17 protein-coding genes and 1 tRNA gene are annotated in these 17072 nt (G+C 72.1%); 6 read left to right on the forward strand and 12 right to left on the reverse strand.

The genetic code is table 11. The features are described 5' to 3' along the window. Nucleotides 1-397: 397 nt before the first annotated feature. Nucleotides 398-712: a hypothetical protein gene (locus RV983_RS25340; RefSeq protein ID WP_475988028.1), complete on the reverse strand. Its 315-nt coding sequence runs from the start codon at nucleotides 710-712 to the stop codon at nucleotides 398-400. 307 nt (nucleotides 713-1019) lie between these two features. Here RV983_RS25340 and RV983_RS25345 point away from each other — a divergent pair, with 307 nt between their 5' ends. Continuing rightward, the gene (locus RV983_RS25345) at nucleotides 1020-2189 is read left to right on the forward strand and encodes a tyrosine-type recombinase/integrase (protein ID WP_475988029.1); all 1170 of its coding nucleotides are present in this window, start codon (nucleotides 1020-1022) and stop codon (nucleotides 2187-2189) included. A gap of 68 nt (nucleotides 2190-2257) precedes the next feature. Here RV983_RS25345 and RV983_RS25350 read toward each other — a convergent pair. Further along, nucleotides 2258-2332: transfer RNA gene (locus RV983_RS25350), tRNA-Val, on the reverse strand. Nucleotides 2333-2396: 64 nt separating this feature from the next. Continuing rightward, entirely contained in the window at nucleotides 2397-3659 is a 1263-nt protein-coding gene (locus RV983_RS25355) for a cytochrome P450 (RefSeq protein ID WP_475988030.1), read from the reverse strand. Between the two features lie 221 nt (nucleotides 3660-3880). On the opposite strand from RV983_RS25355, the gene RV983_RS25360 reads away from it, so the two are divergent. Continuing rightward, nucleotides 3881-5050 (forward strand): steroid 3-ketoacyl-CoA thiolase, encoded by a 1170-nt coding sequence (locus RV983_RS25360; RefSeq protein ID WP_475988031.1) that lies wholly within the window; start codon nucleotides 3881-3883, stop codon nucleotides 5048-5050. A gap of 29 nt (nucleotides 5051-5079) precedes the next feature. On the opposite strand, the gene RV983_RS25365 is transcribed toward RV983_RS25360, so the two are convergent. Next, entirely contained in the window at nucleotides 5080-6195 is a 1116-nt protein-coding gene (locus RV983_RS25365) for a prenyltransferase/squalene oxidase repeat-containing protein (RefSeq protein ID WP_475988032.1), read from the reverse strand. A 300-nt stretch (nucleotides 6196-6495) separates the two neighbouring features. Continuing rightward, nucleotides 6496-7113, reverse strand: coding sequence for a TetR family transcriptional regulator (locus RV983_RS25370; protein ID WP_475988033.1), 618 nt, complete (start codon nucleotides 7111-7113; stop codon nucleotides 6496-6498). Between the two features lie 360 nt (nucleotides 7114-7473). On the opposite strand from RV983_RS25370, the gene RV983_RS25375 reads away from it, so the two are divergent. Genes RV983_RS25375 through RV983_RS25385 form a run of 3 tightly spaced genes read left to right on the forward strand, consistent with a single transcriptional unit; the run spans nucleotide 7474 to nucleotide 10689 of the window. Then, the gene (locus RV983_RS25375; protein WP_475988034.1) at nucleotides 7474-8808 is read left to right on the forward strand and encodes a glycosyltransferase family 4 protein; all 1335 of its coding nucleotides are present in this window, start codon (nucleotides 7474-7476) and stop codon (nucleotides 8806-8808) included. A gap of 43 nt (nucleotides 8809-8851) precedes the next feature. Then, the gene (locus RV983_RS25380) at nucleotides 8852-9589 is read left to right on the forward strand and encodes a class I SAM-dependent methyltransferase (RefSeq protein ID WP_475988035.1); all 738 of its coding nucleotides are present in this window, start codon (nucleotides 8852-8854) and stop codon (nucleotides 9587-9589) included. Then, entirely contained in the window at nucleotides 9586-10689 is a 1104-nt protein-coding gene (locus RV983_RS25385) for a prenyltransferase/squalene oxidase repeat-containing protein (RefSeq protein ID WP_475988036.1), read from the forward strand. The genes RV983_RS25380 and RV983_RS25385 overlap by 4 nt, the downstream gene beginning before the upstream one ends. Before the next feature lie 20 nt (nucleotides 10690-10709). Here the strand turns inward: RV983_RS25385 and RV983_RS25390 are convergent, their stop codons facing one another. Continuing rightward, nucleotides 10710-10997, reverse strand: a complete 288-nt coding sequence (locus RV983_RS25390) for a hypothetical protein (RefSeq protein ID WP_475988037.1) — start codon at nucleotides 10995-10997, stop codon at nucleotides 10710-10712. A 106-nt stretch (nucleotides 10998-11103) separates the two neighbouring features. On the opposite strand from RV983_RS25390, the gene RV983_RS25395 reads away from it, so the two are divergent. After that, entirely contained in the window at nucleotides 11104-11682 is a 579-nt protein-coding gene (locus RV983_RS25395; RefSeq protein WP_475988038.1) for a hypothetical protein, read from the forward strand. A gap of 81 nt (nucleotides 11683-11763) precedes the next feature. Here RV983_RS25395 and RV983_RS25400 read toward each other — a convergent pair whose 3' ends face one another. The 6 genes from RV983_RS25400 to RV983_RS25425 all read right to left on the reverse strand — a co-directional run bounded on the left by RV983_RS25400 (nucleotide 11764) and on the right by RV983_RS25425 (nucleotide 17054). After that, entirely contained in the window at nucleotides 11764-12162 is a 399-nt protein-coding gene (locus RV983_RS25400; protein WP_475988039.1) for a hypothetical protein, read from the reverse strand. 164 nt (nucleotides 12163-12326) lie between these two features. Continuing rightward, on the reverse strand, nucleotides 12327-13145 hold the full coding sequence (locus RV983_RS25405) for a hypothetical protein (RefSeq protein WP_475988040.1): 819 nt from the start codon (nucleotides 13143-13145) through the stop codon (nucleotides 12327-12329). Nucleotides 13146-13275: 130 nt separating this feature from the next. After that, entirely contained in the window at nucleotides 13276-14145 is an 870-nt protein-coding gene (locus tag RV983_RS25410) for an N-acetylmuramoyl-L-alanine amidase (RefSeq protein WP_475990449.1), read from the reverse strand. Between the two features lie 22 nt (nucleotides 14146-14167). Continuing rightward, nucleotides 14168-14833: a class I SAM-dependent methyltransferase gene (locus RV983_RS25415; RefSeq protein ID WP_475988041.1), complete on the reverse strand. Its 666-nt coding sequence runs from the start codon at nucleotides 14831-14833 to the stop codon at nucleotides 14168-14170. 392 nt (nucleotides 14834-15225) lie between these two features. Beyond that, nucleotides 15226-15849 carry a response regulator gene (locus RV983_RS25420; RefSeq protein WP_475988042.1) on the reverse strand — a complete coding sequence of 208 codons (624 nt, stop codon included), beginning with the start codon at nucleotides 15847-15849 and terminating at the stop codon, nucleotides 15226-15228. Continuing rightward, entirely contained in the window at nucleotides 15846-17054 is a 1209-nt protein-coding gene (locus RV983_RS25425; protein WP_475990450.1) for a sensor histidine kinase, read from the reverse strand. The genes RV983_RS25420 and RV983_RS25425 overlap by 4 nt, the downstream gene beginning before the upstream one ends. Nucleotides 17055-17072: the final 18 nt, after the last annotated feature.

Here is a 17072-nt window from a genome sequence, read left to right on the forward strand (position 1 = left end):
TCGACGCGTAGAGGCTTTGGGCTGGAGCTGCCATGGGGCGAGAGATCGGGGCCCGTAAGCTGCTCGCGACTCGGGCAGTCTGTTGACCTGCCCGCAATAGCCCGATGTGGGCCCCGATCTTCGAGGCTCGCCCCATGGTGGCTGCCTAAAGCATCGGAGCGCCGGCCGCCCCAGCCAACGCGGTTCTCACCTCATGCCCTCGGCCTACCTCTGCGGGCGCGCGGTCGCGGACGGCGCGCCAAGCGGGGCGCAGACAGGAGCGTGGGCGCGGCCGGACGCGGGCCGCGCGCCCGGCGGAGCGTGAGCGACGCCGGGTGCCTTGATGAAGTAGAGAAAGTCTTACCGCGCTCAGAGCGCTTCATGATCGGCTGAGGGCTGTCCCGCGACTGCTTCAATGTCAGCCGATGATGGGTCCGGCTGCCGACCAGCGCTGGCCACGGGGCCGTTGGTGTCCGGAATCCAGGCGCCGGCCGGCCGCGTCGATGACTGCGTAGTCGCCCACGATCTTGTGCGGGTCACCGTCCTCGTAGAGCCACACGGTGACGCAGCCCTTCGAGATATAGGTGTCGAACCAGACGTCGATCTCCTCCGCCTCAGAACGTACAGTGAGAGCCTCTCCCGGCTTCATCCAGTAGTCCTCGCAGTACGGTTCGATGAAGAGACAGAGGTCGATGTCGCCCTGGTTCTCTATAGGCATACTGTTGCGGCCCACTGGTCCCCCCCCAAGGTCGATGCCCCTGGCGCTGCACACACTAGCCGCATCGCCTTCGGGCCCCGGCGCCCTCCCGTCGAGGGCAAATCCTCAGGGAGTTCCTCAAGCATCACCCAACGTCAGGCCTCAACTGGAGTCCGACAAACTTCAGAGAGCGATGGGCTTGTACGCCATGGCTCGATCGACGACCTTCTCGGCGGTGAGCGCGGGGTCGAAGTCCCAGAAGATGTAGTCCGAGATGTGCGGGCACCTCAGTCCGCGCTCCAAGGCTGCCAGGAGCTCAGAGGCTTGCGCCTCGTCGGTTGTGTTGCCGCTCAGGAGGCGTTGGACGAAGGGTATTGCCTCGTCCAACGGCGCCGGCACCATCACCAAGCGCAAGGACGGTCGCTATCAGGCCGCCGTTTACGTCCTCCAGCCGGACGGCACTCGGGCCCGGAAGTTCGCCTACGGCAAGACCTGGGCCGAGTGCGACGTCAAGCGCCGGGAGCTGCTGGCCAAGGTGGAGTCCGGCATCCCGGTGCCGACTCGGTCGGCCAGGCTCGGGGAGTGGCTGCCGTACTGGCTGGAGAACGTCATCAAGCCCCGGCGGAAGCGGACCACGTTCGCCAAGTACGAAGTGCACGTCCGGCTCTACCTGGTGCCGCTGCTCGGCTCCAAGAAGCTGGAGGCCCTGAGCGTCGCCGACGTCCGCCGCTTCCTCGCGCGCCTGGAGCAGCAGACCACCCCGGCCACCGCCAAGGAGTCGCACAAGGTGCTGCGTTCCGCGCTCTCCGCCGCCTGCCGCGAGGAACTGATCGCGCGCAATGTGGTGTCGCTCGTCGAGCCGCCACAGGTGGAGCAGCGCGACCTGTCGCCGTGGTCGCTGGACGAGACGCTCGACTTCCTCGCGGCGGCCCGGACGGATCCGCTGTACGCGGCCTTCGTCATCGCCATCGCACTCGGCTTCCGGCGCGGGGAGATCATCGGTCTTCGTTGGCAGGACGTCGACCTGGAGCAGCGCGTGATCCGGGTCCGCAAGCAGCGGCAGCGCGTCCATGGAGAGGTGTACGACGACGACCCCAAGGGACGCCGCCGCAAGCAGTCGCTTCCCCTGCCGGCGATGTGCGTCGCTCCTCTGCGGTGGCAACGGATGCGCCAGGCGGCCATGCGGGAGCGGGCGGGGGAGCAGTGGACCGAGAGCGATTACGTCTTCACCACTCGCACGGGGCGACCGGTCGAGCCGCGGAACCTGTACCGCTCGTTCACGCGCGTCGCCGGCAGCGCCGGTCTTCGCGTGATCCGGCTGCATGACGCCCGGCACGGCTGCGCCACGCTGCTGACCGCCGCCGGCGTCGCGCCCCGCGTGGTGATGGAGATCCTGGGCCACTCCCAGATCGCCATCACGATGAACGTCTACACGCACGTCGTGCAGGACACCCAGCGAGAGGCCTTGAGCCACATGGACCGGCTGCTCCGGAGGCGTCCCGGCCGTGAGTGAGCGTGGCCGTTGATGTCAGATCCGGATGTCAAAGACCCCCAGCCCTGCCCGGCTGGGGGTCTTCTCGCTGGTGGGCGTGGACGGTTTCGAACCGCCGACATCTGCCTTGTAAGGGCAGCGCTCTACCGCTGAGCTACACGCCCGCTGGACATGCGAAAGCACACCCTACCCTGCCATACCCCCTGCCCAGCAATCGCACGCCCGCGGTCAGGAGTAGGTCACGCGGAGTTCCTTCACGCCGTTCAGCCAGGGGGAGCGGAGGCGGCGGGGGGTGCCGGCGAGGCGGATGGCGGGGGAGATGTCGGCGATGGCGTCGAAGATCAGGTCGATCTCGAGGCGGGCGAGGCCGGCGCCGAGGCAGAAGTGGGGGCCGCCGCCGCCGAAGCCGAGGTGGGGGTTGGGGTCGCGGGTGATGTCGAACGTGTCGGGGGCGGTGAAGACCTCGGGGTCGTGGTTGGCGGAGGCGTAGAAGAGGCCGACGCGGTCTCCGGCGGAGATCCTGGCGCCGCCGAGTTCCGTGTCCCGGGTGGCGGTGCGCTGGAAGGACGTGACCGGGGTGGCCCAGCGGACGATCTCGTCGTCGGCGGCGGTGCGCGGGCGCTCGGCGCGGAAGAGGTCCCACTGCTCCGGGTGGGTGAGGAAGGCGTGCATGCCGTGGGTGATGGCATTGCGGGTGGTCTCGCTGCCCGCGACCGCCAGGACGAGGACGAAGAAGCCGAACTCGTCGCTGGTCAGGCTGCCCTCGTCCTCGGCGGCGACGAGCGTGGTGACGATGTCGGGGGCGGGGCGGGCCTTGCGCTCGGCAGCCAGGTTCATGGCGTACGAGATGAGCTCGACGGACGCCTGGGCGGCGGTCTCCTCGGTGACCGCGAGTTCCGGGTCGTCGTAGCCGGTCATCCTGTTGGACCATGCGAAGATCCTTGCCCGGTCCTCCTGGGGGACGCCGATGAGTTCGGCGATGGCCTGCAGGGGCAGTTCGCACGCGATGTCGGTGACGAAGTCGCCGCTGCCCCGCGCGGCGGCCTCGGCGACGATGCGGCCGGCGCGCTCGCGCAGGGCGTCCTCCAGTGCGCGGACGGCGCGCGGGGTGAAGCCCCGCTGCACGATCCGGCGCAGCCGGGTGTGCTCGGGCGGGTCCATGTTGAGGAGGATCAGCCGCTGGACGTCGATACGGTCGCGCCGCATGCGCTCTTGGAAGCGGATGATCGCGGTGTTGGCACGCGAGGAGAAGACCTCGGGGCCGGTGGACACCGTCGTCACGTCGGCATGCCGGGTGACCGCCCAGTAGCCGTCGTCGCCGAAGCCGGCGAGGCCGTGCGGCTGGGGGATCCAGGCGACGGGGGCGGATTCCCGCAGGACGGCGAACTCGGGGAGGGGAACACGCTCCTGGTTGAGGCCGGGGTCGGTGAAGTCGAAGCCGTCGGGGAGGGCGGGGCAGGCGTGGCGCGTGGTGCGGGTGGCAGGGGGCATCGAGGGCTGTCTTCCGGCAGGTGGGGGATGTGGGCGGCCGGGCCGCGATCTGATGGGTCGTCAGTTACGGGTGTCGACGGTAGTTGCCGCCCCGCCACGTGGCAAGGACCTCCCGCGCGTCCTCGTGCACACCCCTTGCGCCCCTGTACCGGCGGTAAGCAGACTGCCTGACGCAAAGAACCGGAACGCGTACGAGCCGCCGCCGCGAAAGGGCGAGGTACATGGCCGCTGAACCCGTCATCGTCGAAGCCGTACGCACCCCCATCGGCAAGCGCGGCGGCACGCTCGCCGGCCTCCACCCCGCCCATCTGCTCGGGCAGACGTACCGCGAACTGCTCGCCCGCACCGGCATCCAGCCCGACGCCGTGGAGCAGATCGTCGGCGGCACGGTCACGCAGGCCGGGGAGCAGTCGGGGAACCCGGTACGCACCGCGTGGCTGGCGGGCGGCCTGCCGTACGAGACCGCGGCGACGACCGTCGACTGCCAGTGCGGCTCCTCGCAGCAGGCCAACCACATGGTCGCCAACATGATCGCGGCCGGCGTGATCGACATCGGCATCGGCTGCGGCGTGGAGGCCATGTCGCGGGTGCCGCTGGGCAGCGACTCCCGGCACGGTCCGGGCAGGCCCTTCCCGGACGAGTGGAACGTGGACCTGCCCACCCAGTTCGAGGCCGCCGAGCGCATCGCCCGGCGCCGCGGGCTGACCAGGGAGCATGTCGACGGGCTCGGGCTGATCTCCCAGGAGCGGGCGGCGCGCGCCTGGGCCGAGGAGCGCTTCAAGCGGGAGACCTTCGCGGTGCAGGTGCCCACCACCGAGGAGGAGCAGTTCGCCGGGCAGCGGCTGTGGCGCCCCGCCGACCGGGACGAGGGCCCGCGCGACACCAGCATGGAGGCGCTGGCCGGGCTGCGGCCGGTCATGCCGGCGGCCGTCCACACCGCCGGGAACTCCTCGCAGATCTCCGACGGTGCCGCGGCGGTGATGTGGGCGTCCAAGCGGGCGGCGCGGGCGCTGAAGCTGCGCCCGCGGGCCCGTGTCGTGGCCCAGGCACTGGTCGGCGCCGATCCCCGGTTCCACCTCGACGGGCCGATCGACGCGACGCGGGCTGTGCTCGGCAAGGCGGGCATGACCCTCGACGACATCGACCTCGTCGAGATCAACGAGGCTTTCGCCTCCGTGGTGCTGTCCTGGGCACGGGTCTTCGGCCAGGACCTGGAGAAGGTCAACGTCAACGGCGGGGCCATCGCGCTGGGGCATCCGGTGGGCGCGACCGGTGCTCGCCTGATCACCTCGGCTTTGCACGAACTGGAGCGCACGGATCGCGAGTTCGCCCTGATCGCGATGTGCGCGGGTGGCGCTCAGGCGACCGGGACGATCATCCAGCGGATCTGAGCGCGGCAGTGCGGCCCCGGACGGGACCGTCAGATACGGGTCTTGCGCCCCGTGAGCAGCACACCGAGACAGAGGACGGCGACCAGTCCCGTGCCGGCCACCCACCACACCGAGCCCCCGCCGGAGGACTCGGCGCGCTGCTCCGGCGGGGGTACGAGGGCGCTGAGCCGGGCGATCGGATCCCGGGTGGGGTTGTCGGTCGCGTACGCGGCGAGGGCCAGTTGGGCCAGTGCGGCAGGGTTGTCCTGCGACCACCCCTCGCCGTGGGCGGCCAGCCAGTTGTAGGCGCCCCGGGCGGCGTCGAGGTGGCCGCCGGCGGCGAGGGCGACCACCGTGTCGGCGGTGGTCCCGAAGTCGGGCATCTGCGGACCGGAGCTGAAGTAGCCCCCGCCCTCGTCCAGTTGGCGGACGAGCCAGGTGGCGCCCGCGTCGGCGGCGCTGCCCTCGCAGGCCGTGCGCGGCGGCATGTCCTGGGCGGGTGCCTCCACGACGAACCCGGCGCCCTCGGCGGCGCGCACCGCGTCCGCGGTGGCCTTGGCGTTCGCCGCCGGGCCTCCCGTGCCGCTCTCCCGCCGGTAGGCGAAGGCGCCGCCGTCCTTGTGACTGCAGGGCAGTTGCAGGGCGCGCAGCGCGTCGTACGGGTTCATCCCGTCGGTGGTCACGGACTTCACGTCGGTCCCGGCTGCCTTGAGGGCGCCGATGGCGACGCCGGTGGAGTCCGCGTCGGTGGTGCCCCCGGGGTTGTAGGACCAGCCGCCGTCCCGGTTCTGCACCTTGGCGAGCCAGTCGGCGCCGCGCCGGGCGGCGAAGTCGTTGCCGTGGGCGGCCAGGGCCTGCACGGCTATGCCGGTGGCGTTGGTGTCCTCGGTCGCGGTGTCGCACGGCACGGTCGGGTCCGCGCGGTACGAGGCGAAGCCGCCGTCCGCGCACTGCTGCCCGGCCAGCCAGTCCACCGCTCCCTCGGCCGGCGGGGTGTCCGCGGCGTGGAGTGCGAGCAGCGCGTACGACTGGCGCCACACGCCGTCGTACGTGGGGTCCGCCGCGCCGTAGAGGGCGGCGGGGCGCGTCGCGGGGGCGGGCGAGGCGGCGATCGCCAGGGTGCTGAAGGCGGCCAGGGCCGCCGCCGCGGTGCGGCGGAGAAGCATCGGCGGGTGCCTTTCGGTCGAGCGGTCGCGCGCGGCGGGGGAGCGCGGGACACGGCACCGGACGGGTCGTTCGGCCACACTTTAACCGGATGGCGGTACCTGGTTGTGACCACCCCGTGCGGCGATGCTCACACGACTCTCACAACGCCCTTACCGGAACGGCTCATACCGCCGCGTATGCGACCAGGCTCCTGCCTGCCGGGGACCGCCATGACTGGAACGGGTATCAGTTCCCCGGCGCGCCCGGTTCCGGTGACGCGTCAGCAGAGCGCGATGGCCCCCGCTCGGCCGGCCCCCCGCTCAGCCCGCCGGCTCCGCGGGGGCCGCGAGGTCGATCAGACGGCACGCGGTCTCGAGGTCGACCTCGACCTGGGCGATGGAGGAGCGGCCCGAGAGCCAGGTGACGAGCGCCGAGTGCCAGGTGTGCTCGATGACCCGGACGGCGGACAGCAACTCGGCGTCCGGCGGCCCGTCCAGCCGCATCGCGTCGAGGATGATCGCCGTAGTCAGCCGCGACACCGCGTCCACCTCGGGGCTGACCGAGCGGTCCGCGAAGGTCAGGGCGCGCACCATCGCGTCCGCGAGGTACGGATCCCGCTGCATCGCGCGGAACGCCCGCATCAGCGTCTCCGCCACCCGGTCCGCCGGCCCGGCGGCCGCGGGCGGGCGTTTGCGGAGCGTCTCGTGGAGGTGTTCCAACTGGTCCTGCATCGTGGCGACCAGCAGGTGGATCTTGGACGGGAAGTAGCGGTACAGCGTTCCCAGCGCGACATCCGACCGCTCGGCGACCTCGCGCATCTGCACGGCGTCGAAGCCGCCCCGGCCCGCGAGCGCCGCGCTGGTGCGCAGGATGCGGCGGCGCCGGGCTTCCTGACGTTCGGTCAGCGGCACCGGGGGCGGCTGGGGAGCTGCGGTCATCTGGCCCAATCCGGTGTGCGACGCGAGGATTCACCCCAGATTACCGCGCTCTCCCCATCCGCGGCGGGCTGTCCCGGACCCTTCCGGCGCCCCGTCAGGAACCCCCTCAAGACCCCCGCGGGACCCCTGTCGAGGGCCCCCGCGGCCGTGGTGCGGGGCGGTCGTGAGCGGCCCGCCGCGGGATTTCCCGGCGGGTTCCCGCACAGTGGCGCGAATCACCTGTCCCGGCCCAGGGTGCCCGCGCCGGGACAGGTATCTTCAAGCTCTCGGGCAACTCCCGGGTAACCGAATCTGGAACTTGTTCTAGCGAGGCGCGGGCGGCTACGCTCCGGCCGAAGTGCAGTGAGAAGGGGGCCGTGAGTGACCGCAGAGGCCAGGCCGCTCCGGATCGCGCTGCTCACCTACAAGGGGAACCCGTTCTGCGGGGGCCAAGGCGTCTACGTCCGCCATCTGTCCCGCGAACTCGCCCGGCTGGGCCACAGCGTCGAGGTGATCGGCGCCCAGCCCTACCCCGTCCTTGACGTCGTGGACGACCCCGATGGCGCAGTGACCCTCACCGAACTTCCCAGCCTGGACCTCTACCGCCAGCCGGACCCCTTCCGCACCCCGGGACGCGGTGAGTACCGCGACTGGGTCGACGCCCTCGAGGTCGCCACGATGTGGACCGGCGGCTTCCCCGAGCCGCTCACCTTCAGCCTGCGGGCCCGCCGTCATCTGGTCGCCCGGCGCGGTGCGTTCGACGTCGTCCACGACAACCAGACGCTCGGGTACGGCCTGCTCGGCGGCCCCGGCGCGCTCGGCGCGCCGCTGGTGACGACCATCCACCACCCGATCACCGTCGACCGGCAGCTGGAACTGGACGCCGCGCAGGGCTGGAAGCGTCGCGCCTCGGTGCGCCGCTGGTACGGCTTCACGCGGATGCAGAGGCGGGTCTCCCGCCGGCTGCCGTCGGTGCTCACCGTCTCCGGCACCTCCCGCCGGGAGATCGTCGACCACCTCGGGGTGCCTGAGGACCGGGTGCACGTGGTGCACATCGGAGCCGACACCCGGCTGTTCTCGCCCGACCCCTCGGTGCCCGAGGTGTCCGGCAGGATCGTCACCACCTCCAGCGCCGACGTTCCCCTCAAGGGCCTCATCCACCTCGTGGAGGCGCTCGCGAAGGTCCGCGCCGAGCAGCCCGACGCGCACCTGGTCGTGGTCGGCCGGCGCGCCGACGACGGTCCGGTCGCCGCCGCCATCGAACGCCTCGGACTCTCCGGCGCCGTGCGGTTCGTGAAGGGCATCAGCGACGCGGAACTCGTCGACCTGGTGCGCAGCGCCCAGGTCGCCTGCGTGCCCTCGCTGTACGAGGGCTTCGCGCTGCCCGCAGCCGAGGCCATGGCGACCGGCACCCCGCTGGTCGCCACCACCGGCGGTGCCATCCCCGAGGTGGCCGGCCCCGACGGCGAGACCTGCCTGGCCGTTCCGCCGGGCGACTCCGGCGCGCTGGCCGCCGCGCTCGGCCGGCTGCTGGCCGACTCCGGGCTGCGCCGCAGCCTCGGCCGCGCCGGCCGTGAACGCGTCCTGGCCCGCTTCACCTGGGAACGGGCCGCCATCGGCACCGCCGAGCACTACCGCGCGGTGATCGAGGCCGCCGGCGGCATGCGGCCGCCCCACGCCGCACGCACCCCCGCCACCCAGGCGGCGCGGATCTGATGCCGCGCCCCACACGACCGCCGCAAGAGAAAGGCGACGCTCCGTGCTGACCGTCGATTTTTCCCGGTTCCCCCTCGCCGCGGGGGACCGCGTCCTGGATCTCGGGTGCGGCGCGGGCCGCCATGCCTTCGAGTGCTACCGGCGTGGTGCGGACGTCGTCGCCCTGGACCGCAACGGCGAGGAGATCCGCGAGGTCGCCAAGTGGTTCGCCGCCATGAAGGAGGCGGGTGAGGCCCCGGCCGGCGCGACCGCCACCGCCATGGAGGGCGACGCGCTCAATCTGCCGTTCCCCGACGACAGTTTCGACCGGGTCATCATCTCCGAGGTCATGGAGCACATCCCGGACGACAAGGGCGTGCTCGCCGAGATGGTGCGGGTCCTCAAGCCGGGCGGCCTGCTCGCCGTGACGGTGCCGCGCTACGGACCGGAGAAGGTCTGCTGGGCGCTGTCGGACGCGTACCACGAGGTCGAGGGCGGCCACATCCGCATCTACCGGGCCGACGAGCTGCTCGGCAAGATCCGCGAGGCCGGCCTGCGCCCCTACGGCAGCCACCACGCGCACGCGCTGCACTCCCCGTACTGGTGGATCAAGTGCGCCGTCGGCGTGGACAACGACAAGGCCCTGCCGGTGAAGCTGTACCACAAGCTGCTGGTGTGGGACATCATGAAGAAGCCGCTGGCCACCCGGCTCGCCGAGAACGCGCTCAACCCGCTGATCGGCAAGAGCTTCGTCGCGTACGCCACCAAGCCGCACACCCCGAAGGCGGGCGTCGACGCGTGAGGCAGACCGAACACCTCGTCCTGCCCGGCGTCCTGACCTCGCAGCAGGCGGCGGCCACCGTCGCCGGCATCGTCGCGGTGCAGCGCCCCGACGGCGCGCTGCCGTGGTTCGCCGGCGGCCACCTCGACCCGTGGGACCACGTCGAGGCCGCCATGGCGCTGGACGCCGCCGGCGAGTACGACCGTGCCGACGCCGCCTACACCTGGCTCGCCCGCCGGCAGAACCAGGACGGTTCCTGGTACGCGGCGTACGGCTACGCCGACGGCGCCGAGGGCGAGCCCACCGACCGCGGCCGGGAGAGCAACTTCTGCGCCTACATCGCGGTCGGCATCTGGCACCACTACCTGTCCACCGGGGACGACGCGTTCGTGGAGCGGATGTGGCCGGTGCTGTACGCGGCGATCGAGTACGTGCTGGAACTCCAGCTGCCGGGCGGCGCGATCGCCTGGAAGCGGGAGGAGGACGGGACGTACCCGCGCGAGGCGCTGCTGACCGGCTGCTCGTCGATGTACCAGGCCCTGCGCTGCGCACTGGCCGTCGCCGAGCACCGCGAGGACCCGCAGCCCGACTGGGAGCTGGCCGCCGGCGCGCTCGGGCACGCCGTGCAGAGCCACCCCGAGCGGTTCCTGGACAAGGACCGCTACTCGATGGACTGGTACTACCCGATCCTCGGCGGCGTGCTGCGCGGCGCGGCCGCCAAGGAGCGCCTGGAGTCCCGCTGGGACGACTTCGTCGTGCCCGGCCTCGGCGTGCGCTGCGTCGTCCCCAACCCGTGGGTGACCGGCGGTGAGAGCGCCGAACTCGCCCTCGCCCTGTGGGCGATGGGCGAGTCCGACCGCGCCGTGGAGCTCCTGGCCGCGATCCAGCACCTGCGGGCCGAGGACGGCATGTACTGGACCGGGTACGTCTTCGAAGCGGATGCGCGGACAGGGGGCGCCCCGGCGTTCTGGCCGCAGGAGCGGACGACCTGGACCGCGGGTGCCGTGTTGCTGGCCGTCGCCGCCCTGGGAGGGGACGAGGCGACGACGGCGGTCTTCGGAGGCGACCGGCTTCCCCTGGGACTCGTCCCGGAGGCCGCGGGCTGCTGCTCCGGCAGCTGAGCCGGCCGGGGTGCCGGGTGTCAGGCCCGGTTGACCCGTCCTGCCACGGCGTGCCCGACGATCAGGTAGACCGCCGCCGGCAGACCGTAGTTCAGCAGGGTGCGGGCCCACTCCGAGTCGGGGGAGAAGATGTTGTGGGCCCAACCGCCGAGCCAGGTCGCCATGTCGTGGATCCACTCCACGAGATCGTTCGCCCGGTTGGCGTCGAGCATCCACAGCACGATCCACAGGATCAGGATGAATGCCGCCACATCCGCCACGACCATGATGATGGTGGCGGCGAGATTGCCGCGATATCGTCTGGACATACCTGCCGTCTTGCCCCGATCGGGTGACTGAAACGTCGGTCCCCGGCCAGTGCCTGACTCCCCGTATGGCCTGCTGCGCTGGCCGGTCGGCGGACCCCGGGTGAGGATGCGATCACGCACCGCATCCCTCACCGGAGAGTCCTTCATGCCCCTGCGCCGCGTCCTGACCGCCTTCCTGATGGCGGGTCTGCTCCTCCTCGTTCCCGCCTGTGGCGGCGACTCCGACACGACCGGAAGTGCCTCCGGCACCGCGAGCCCGACGGCCTCGGTGCAGAAGCAGAAGCTGGCCAAGACCCGCTTCGTCGCCAACGCCGGCCTCGCCGCCGGCGCCACCTACCAGTGGATCGTCAAGCCCTACCGGGCGGGCAAGTTCAAGAAGGGCGCCGACGGCCGCAAGACCGCGCTGGTCAAGGCGGGACTGGCCGGGGCGTTCGCGTACAACCGGCTGAAGGCCGCCTCCAACAACGCCAAGGGCGACCCCACCCTGTCCAAGGTGGTCGCGCCGCTCACGGCCGGTATCGACGCCCTGAAGAACCTGCCGTCCAAGCTCCGCAAGGGCGAGGGCACGGACGACGTGGTCGGCACCTTCCAGGACGCCATCACCAACGTGAAGTCGGCCGGCCAGCAGGGCGGCGCCAAGGTCACCGACCAGATCCCGTCCCTGGGCCAGCTCACGGGCGGCTGATCCCCCGTCGGCCCACCCCGTGGACGACAGAGCTGTGCCCCGGACCGTACGGTCCGGGGCACAGCTCTGTCGTGGACTGCGTCAGACCTGCTGCGTGGGGTTCGCGACGGGGGCGGCAGCGGGCGCGGGCGTCGTGCCGGCCGCCTCGTACGCGGGCGGCGCAGGCGGCGGCGCCATCATCGGCTGCGGGGCGGCGGGAACCCTGCTCCGGGCGGCCAGCCCGCGGAAGAAGTTGATCACCATCAGGACCGGCAGGATGAACGCCTTGAAGAAGATGACGTACCCGCCGCCGTCGAAGATGAATCCGAGGTAGATGCCGTAGCCGGTGAAGGCGAGACCGGCGAGCACGTTGAAGGCACGCCAGCCGCCGCTGAGGCCGGCGGAGTTGACCGCACCGATGATGATCATCGCGACGCCGCTGATGATCAGCAGTACGACGTACCAGGAGAAGAGCGGCTCGGCGCTGAAGTCGAGGTTCACTGAGATTCCCGTATGCAGATGTGACGATCGAGTGATCGCGGGGACAGGCGCGTACGGTACCGGTCCCCACGAACATTCATGCGTTTTATTTACCTGCGCTTGGGAAAGCAGTTCGCCCCACCGGCGGGGCCGGTGGGGCGAACTGGTGAAGGGTGCCGGGACGGTCAGCCGCGCTGGATGCCGCTGGTGTCCTGGAGGACGCCGCGACGGCCGTCCTGGGTCTGGGCGACGAGGGACTGGCCGTGCTGGTCCACCGCCAGGTACCAGGTGCCCGGGGTGAGTTCGGCGATCGGGGAGCCCGAGCCGTCCTCGGCGTACAGCGGGCGCGCCACCGGCACCGCGAACCAGAACGCCGCGAACTCCGCCGCGGGCTGCTGCTGCGGCTGCTGCTGTTGCGGGTAGCCGTACTGCGGCGCACCGCCGTCGAAGGGCTGCTCCGGGGCGGGTTGCTGCCCGGGGTAGCCGTAGCCGGTCTGTCCCGGCTGCTGGGCGCCCGGGTAGGGCTGGCCCGGCTGACCGTACGGCTGCGGCTCCTGCGGGCGCGGCGCCGGCAGCAGACCCGCCTTGAGGGCCGGCAGGCCCTGCAGGGAGAGCAGTATCACCGCGGCCAGCGCGGCGGCGGCGATGAAGGACAGGTAGGCGCCGGCGCCCAGCTCCCACGCCTCCTGACCGTTGAACAGCGACCACAGCGCGTCCCACGCCGCGGCGACCGCGAGCACCGCGCCCCACTGCTCCAGGCCGATGCCGAGCACCTTGCGGCCCTCGGGCTGGAAGCGCGCGGCGACGAACAGACCCGCCGCGATCAGGCCGAGCAGGTGCACCGACGGCAGCAGCGGGAACAGCTCGCTCTTCCACGCGCCGGCCCCGCACGCGTCGGAGCTGCATCCCTTGAGCGTGTAGAAGTTCAGGAACGAGGCGATCAGCAGCAGGAGCGCCGCGCCGATCACCGCGCCGTCTCCTCGGGTGAGGGAGCGGTTATTCACTAGGGGTCCTTCTCAGTCGTCTCGTCGTCGCTCTAGCCACGTGGTTCCCCATCGTATGGGGGGTGTTGCCGGCGGATGCGCCCGGTACGGCCTCCGGTGACAGGATCGGGACCCAACGCTCACCTGCCGCTCACCCACGGCCCTCCAAGTACGCCGTGATGCCGTCCGCGATACCCTGCGCGGCCTTCTGGCGCCATGCCGCGCTGGACAGCAGCGCCGCGTCCTTGGGGTCGCGCATGTTGCCGCACTCGATGAACACCTTCGGCACCCTGCTGAGATTGAGCCCGCCCAGGTCGCCGCGGACGTCCAGGCCCGTGCCGTGGCCGATGTAGTTGGACGGCTTCGTGGCGGTCGCCTGCTTGAAGTGGTTCTTGAGGGCGGTGCCCAGCAGCCGCGAGGGCTTGACGATCGCCCGGGTGTCCGCGACGCCCTTGTGGACGGAGGCGGGCAGGATGACGTGGAAGCCGCGGTTGCCGGCCGCCGAGCCGTCGGCGTGCACCGACACCACCGCGTCGGCCTTCGCGTTGTTGCCGATCCGGGCCCGCTCGTCGATGCACGGGCCGTAGGGGCGGTTGCCGTCCTGGGTGTACTTCACCGTCGCCCCCCGGGCCGCGAGCAGCTTGCGCACCCGACGGGACACGTCCAGCGTGTACGACGCCTCCGGGTACCCGGCGTTGGTGGCCGTACCGGTGGTGTCGCACTCCTTGCGGGCGGTGCCGATGTCGACCTTGCGGGCGATCTGGCTGGTGTGCCGGTTGTTCGTGGGGTTGTGGCCCGGGTCGAGCACGACGACCCGGCCCGCAAGCGGCTTGGTGGTCTGGGTTTTGGCGTCCGACGTTCCGGGCGAGTGCGGGGAGCCCGACGGCAGCGCCGCCACGCTCTGGGGGACGTCGCGGTCGCGCCCCTGGTCCGAGGGGTCGCTCGTCGCGCCCCACACCAGCCACGCCGCCGCACATGTCGGCACCAGCGCCGCGGTCACGACCACGGCGGTGCTGCCCATCGTCTTGAACACGTCCGCGATGCTATCGGCCGGGCGGGATTGCCGGGCCCGTACGCCGCAGGACATGCAGTGAACCGGTCACGGAGAGTTCGGTGAACGCCCCCGACTCCAGGGCCCGGCGGTAGATCCGCCACGGCGCCTGACCGCCGTCGGCGGGGTCCTCGAACACGTCGTGGATCACCAGCAGGCCGCCCTCGGCGAGATGCGGCACCCAGCCCTCGTAGTCGTTCGTGGCGTGCTCGTCGGTGTGGCCGCCGTCGACGAAGACCAGGCTCAGCGGCTTCCCCCACACCGCGGCCACCTGCGGGGAGCGGCCCACGACCGCGATCACGTACTCCTCCAGGCCGGCGGCGTGCAGCGTCCGCCGGAACGCCGGCAGCGTGTCCATCCGGCCCACCGCGGGATCGACCAGCGTCGGGTCGTGGTACTCCCAGCCGGGCTGCTGCTCCTCGCTGCCGCGATGGTGGTCGACGGTGACGGCGACGGTCTTCGCCTCCCGCGCGGCGGCGGCCAGCAGGATCGTGGACCGGCCGCAGTAGGTGCCGACCTCCAGCAGGGGCAGCCCGGGCAGCCGCGTGGCCGCGTCCACGGCGGCGGCGTACAGCGCGAGGCCCTCGTGCGGGGGCATGAATCCCTTGGCCGCGGTGAACGCGGCGAGCGCGTCCGCGGGGGGTTGGGGGGTGGGCATGCCCCCATCGTGCCCTACCGTACGACCGGGCTTTCCCCCCGCCCTCCCGCCCTCCCCCAACCCGGCGCGGTTCGGCTGTGGGGACCCCCACGGCGCTCGCGGTTTACCCCCACATCAATCGGCATCGACACCGCGGTCGCCGCTGCCCCTCCCGCAGCTACGGCTGGGGGAGACCCCGCCACACCCCCTCCGGGTGGGTGGGGCGACTGACGGCCGGTGGGGGTGGTGTCTGGGGTGTGACGGGTGGGCATTCGTGGGCGCTGCGCCAACGGCTGCCTGCGCACGGTCCCGTCCATAACCCCCCACCGGGGATCAGGCGCGAACCCTACGGAGGGGGCGGGGGTGTTGGGGCACCCCCGGCCGAAGGCTGGAGGAGGGCGGGGGGGGAAAACTTAGAGCCACCCGTTGTGGCGCGCCGCCCGCACCGCCTCCGTGCGGTTCCGCGTCCCCGTCTTCCCGATCGCGGAGGACAGATAGTTCCGCACCGTGGACTCCGAGAGCCGCACCCGCGTCGCGATGTCCGCGACCGTCGCCCCGTCGACGGCCGCGTTGAGGACGTCCTTCTCGCGCGCGGTCAGCGGGCTCGGCCCCGTGCTGAGGGCGGCGACCGCGAGGGCCGGGTCGATGACCTGGTGCCCGGCCAGGACGCGGCGGATGGCCGCGGCCAGCTCCTCGACGGGGCCGTCCTTGACGAGGAAGCCCGCGGCGCCGGCGTCCATCGCGCGGCGCAGATAGCCGGGGCGGCCGAAGGTGGTGAGGATGAGGACCTTGCAGGAGGGCAGCCGCTCCCGCAGTTCCGCCGCCGCGTCGAGCCCGCTGCGGCCGGGGAGCTCGATGTCGAGCAGCGCGACGTCCGGCCGGGCCTCCAGGGCGGCGGCCACGATCTCGTCGCCCGCGGCGACCTGCGAGACGACCTGCATGTCGTCCTCCAGGTCGAGCAGCAGCGCGAGGGCGCCGCGCATCATGCCCTGGTCCTCCGCCAGCAGGACCCTCACGAGACTGTCGGCGCTGCTCATGCGGCCTGTTCCTCCTCGACCGGAAGCTCCGCGACCACCCGGAAGCCGGTACGGGACGCCGCTCCCGCCCGCAGGGAGCCGCCCGCCGCGGCCAGCCGCTCGGTGAGGCCCTTCAGGCCCGAACCGGAGGTGACCGGCTCCGAGCCCACGCCCTGCCCGTCGTCGGTGATCTCCAGCCGTACCTGCCCGCCGCCGCTGGCCAGTGCGATACGGCAGGAGGCCGCGCCGCTGTGCCGTACGACGTTGGTGACCCCTTCCCGTACGACCCAGCCCAGCAGCGCCTCGGTCTGCGGCGGCAGGGGCGGGCCGGTCTCCACGACGACCGCTTCGACGCCGGCCGCGGTGAGCGCCGAGCGGGCCCGGTCCAGTTCGGTGGACAGGCTGCCCTCGCGGTAGCCGGTGACGGCCTCGCGGATCTCGGTGAGGGCCTGCCGGCCGACCGCTTCGATGTCGGCGACCTGGGCCAGGGCGGCGTCGATGTCACGAGGGGCGAGCCGCCGGGCGGCCTCGGACTTCACGACGACCACCGAGAGGGTGTGGCCCAGCAGGTCGTGCAGGTCGCGGGAGAAGCGCAGGCGCTCCTCGGCGACGGCGTGCCGGGCCAGTTCCTGCCGGGTGGCGCGCAGTTGCGCGATGGCGTCGAAGAGCCGCAGCATCGCCGCCGTCACCAGGCCCGAGATCAGTGAGCCGTAGCCCACGGAGACGCCGTTCCACAGATCGGCGCTGCGCCAGCCGGAGACCAGGCCCGCGGACAGGGCGAGGCCGACCAGGACGAGGCCCATGTGACGGCCGCGCACGACGATCCCGACGGCCAGCGACAGCAGCGGGAAGAACAGCAGCCAGCTGCCGCCGTAGCCGATGGCGAGCGCGTACGTGAGGGCGCCCAGCGGGAGCAGCAGCAGTCGCGGCACCCCGAGCGCCACGGCTCGGGGCTTGAAGGCGGTGAACGCGACGGCTACGTAGAGGGAGTTGAAGGTCAGCAGGCCGAGCCCGCCGAGCCAGGGGTTGGACGCCTCGCCCTGGAGGAGGTGGGAGAGCGCGCCCACGCCCATCAGCAGCCAGGGCAGGAAGCTCAGGGGGGTGGGGGCCTTGAGGTCCTCGATCGCCTCCGAGATGTCCCGCGGGCCGCGCGGGCGCCGCCGCTCCCACGCGCGCCAGGCGCGGGACGTCCACGGCGCCCGTGCCGTCCCGCACTCCTCGGACATCGTCATGGCCGTCCCGCC

It is taken from the genome of Streptomyces sp. RLA123 (assembly GCF_056270165.1).

Coding starts and splice junctions, on each gene's coding strand:
- RV983_RS25355 (WP_475988030.1), bottom strand. CDS start 3,659: ATGCCCCCTGCCACCCGCACCACGCGCCACGCCTGCCCCGCCCTCCCC.
- RV983_RS25360 (WP_475988031.1), top strand. CDS start 3,881: ATGGCCGCTGAACCCGTCATCGTCGAAGCCGTACGCACCCCCATCGGC.
- RV983_RS25365 (WP_475988032.1), bottom strand. CDS start 6,195: ATGCTTCTCCGCCGCACCGCGGCGGCGGCCCTGGCCGCCTTCAGCACC.
- RV983_RS25370 (WP_475988033.1), bottom strand. CDS start 7,113: ATGACCGCAGCTCCCCAGCCGCCCCCGGTGCCGCTGACCGAACGTCAG.
- RV983_RS25390 (WP_475988037.1), bottom strand. CDS start 10,997: ATGTCCAGACGATATCGCGGCAATCTCGCCGCCACCATCATCATGGTC.
- RV983_RS25395 (WP_475988038.1), top strand. CDS start 11,104: ATGCGATCACGCACCGCATCCCTCACCGGAGAGTCCTTCATGCCCCTG.
- RV983_RS25410 (WP_475990449.1), bottom strand. CDS start 14,145: ATGGGCAGCACCGCCGTGGTCGTGACCGCGGCGCTGGTGCCGACATGT.
- RV983_RS25415 (WP_475988041.1), bottom strand. CDS start 14,833: ATGCCCACCCCCCAACCCCCCGCGGACGCGCTCGCCGCGTTCACCGCG.
- RV983_RS25420 (WP_475988042.1), bottom strand. CDS start 15,849: ATGAGCAGCGCCGACAGTCTCGTGAGGGTCCTGCTGGCGGAGGACCAG.
- RV983_RS25425 (WP_475990450.1), bottom strand. CDS start 17,054: ATGTCCGAGGAGTGCGGGACGGCACGGGCGCCGTGGACGTCCCGCGCC.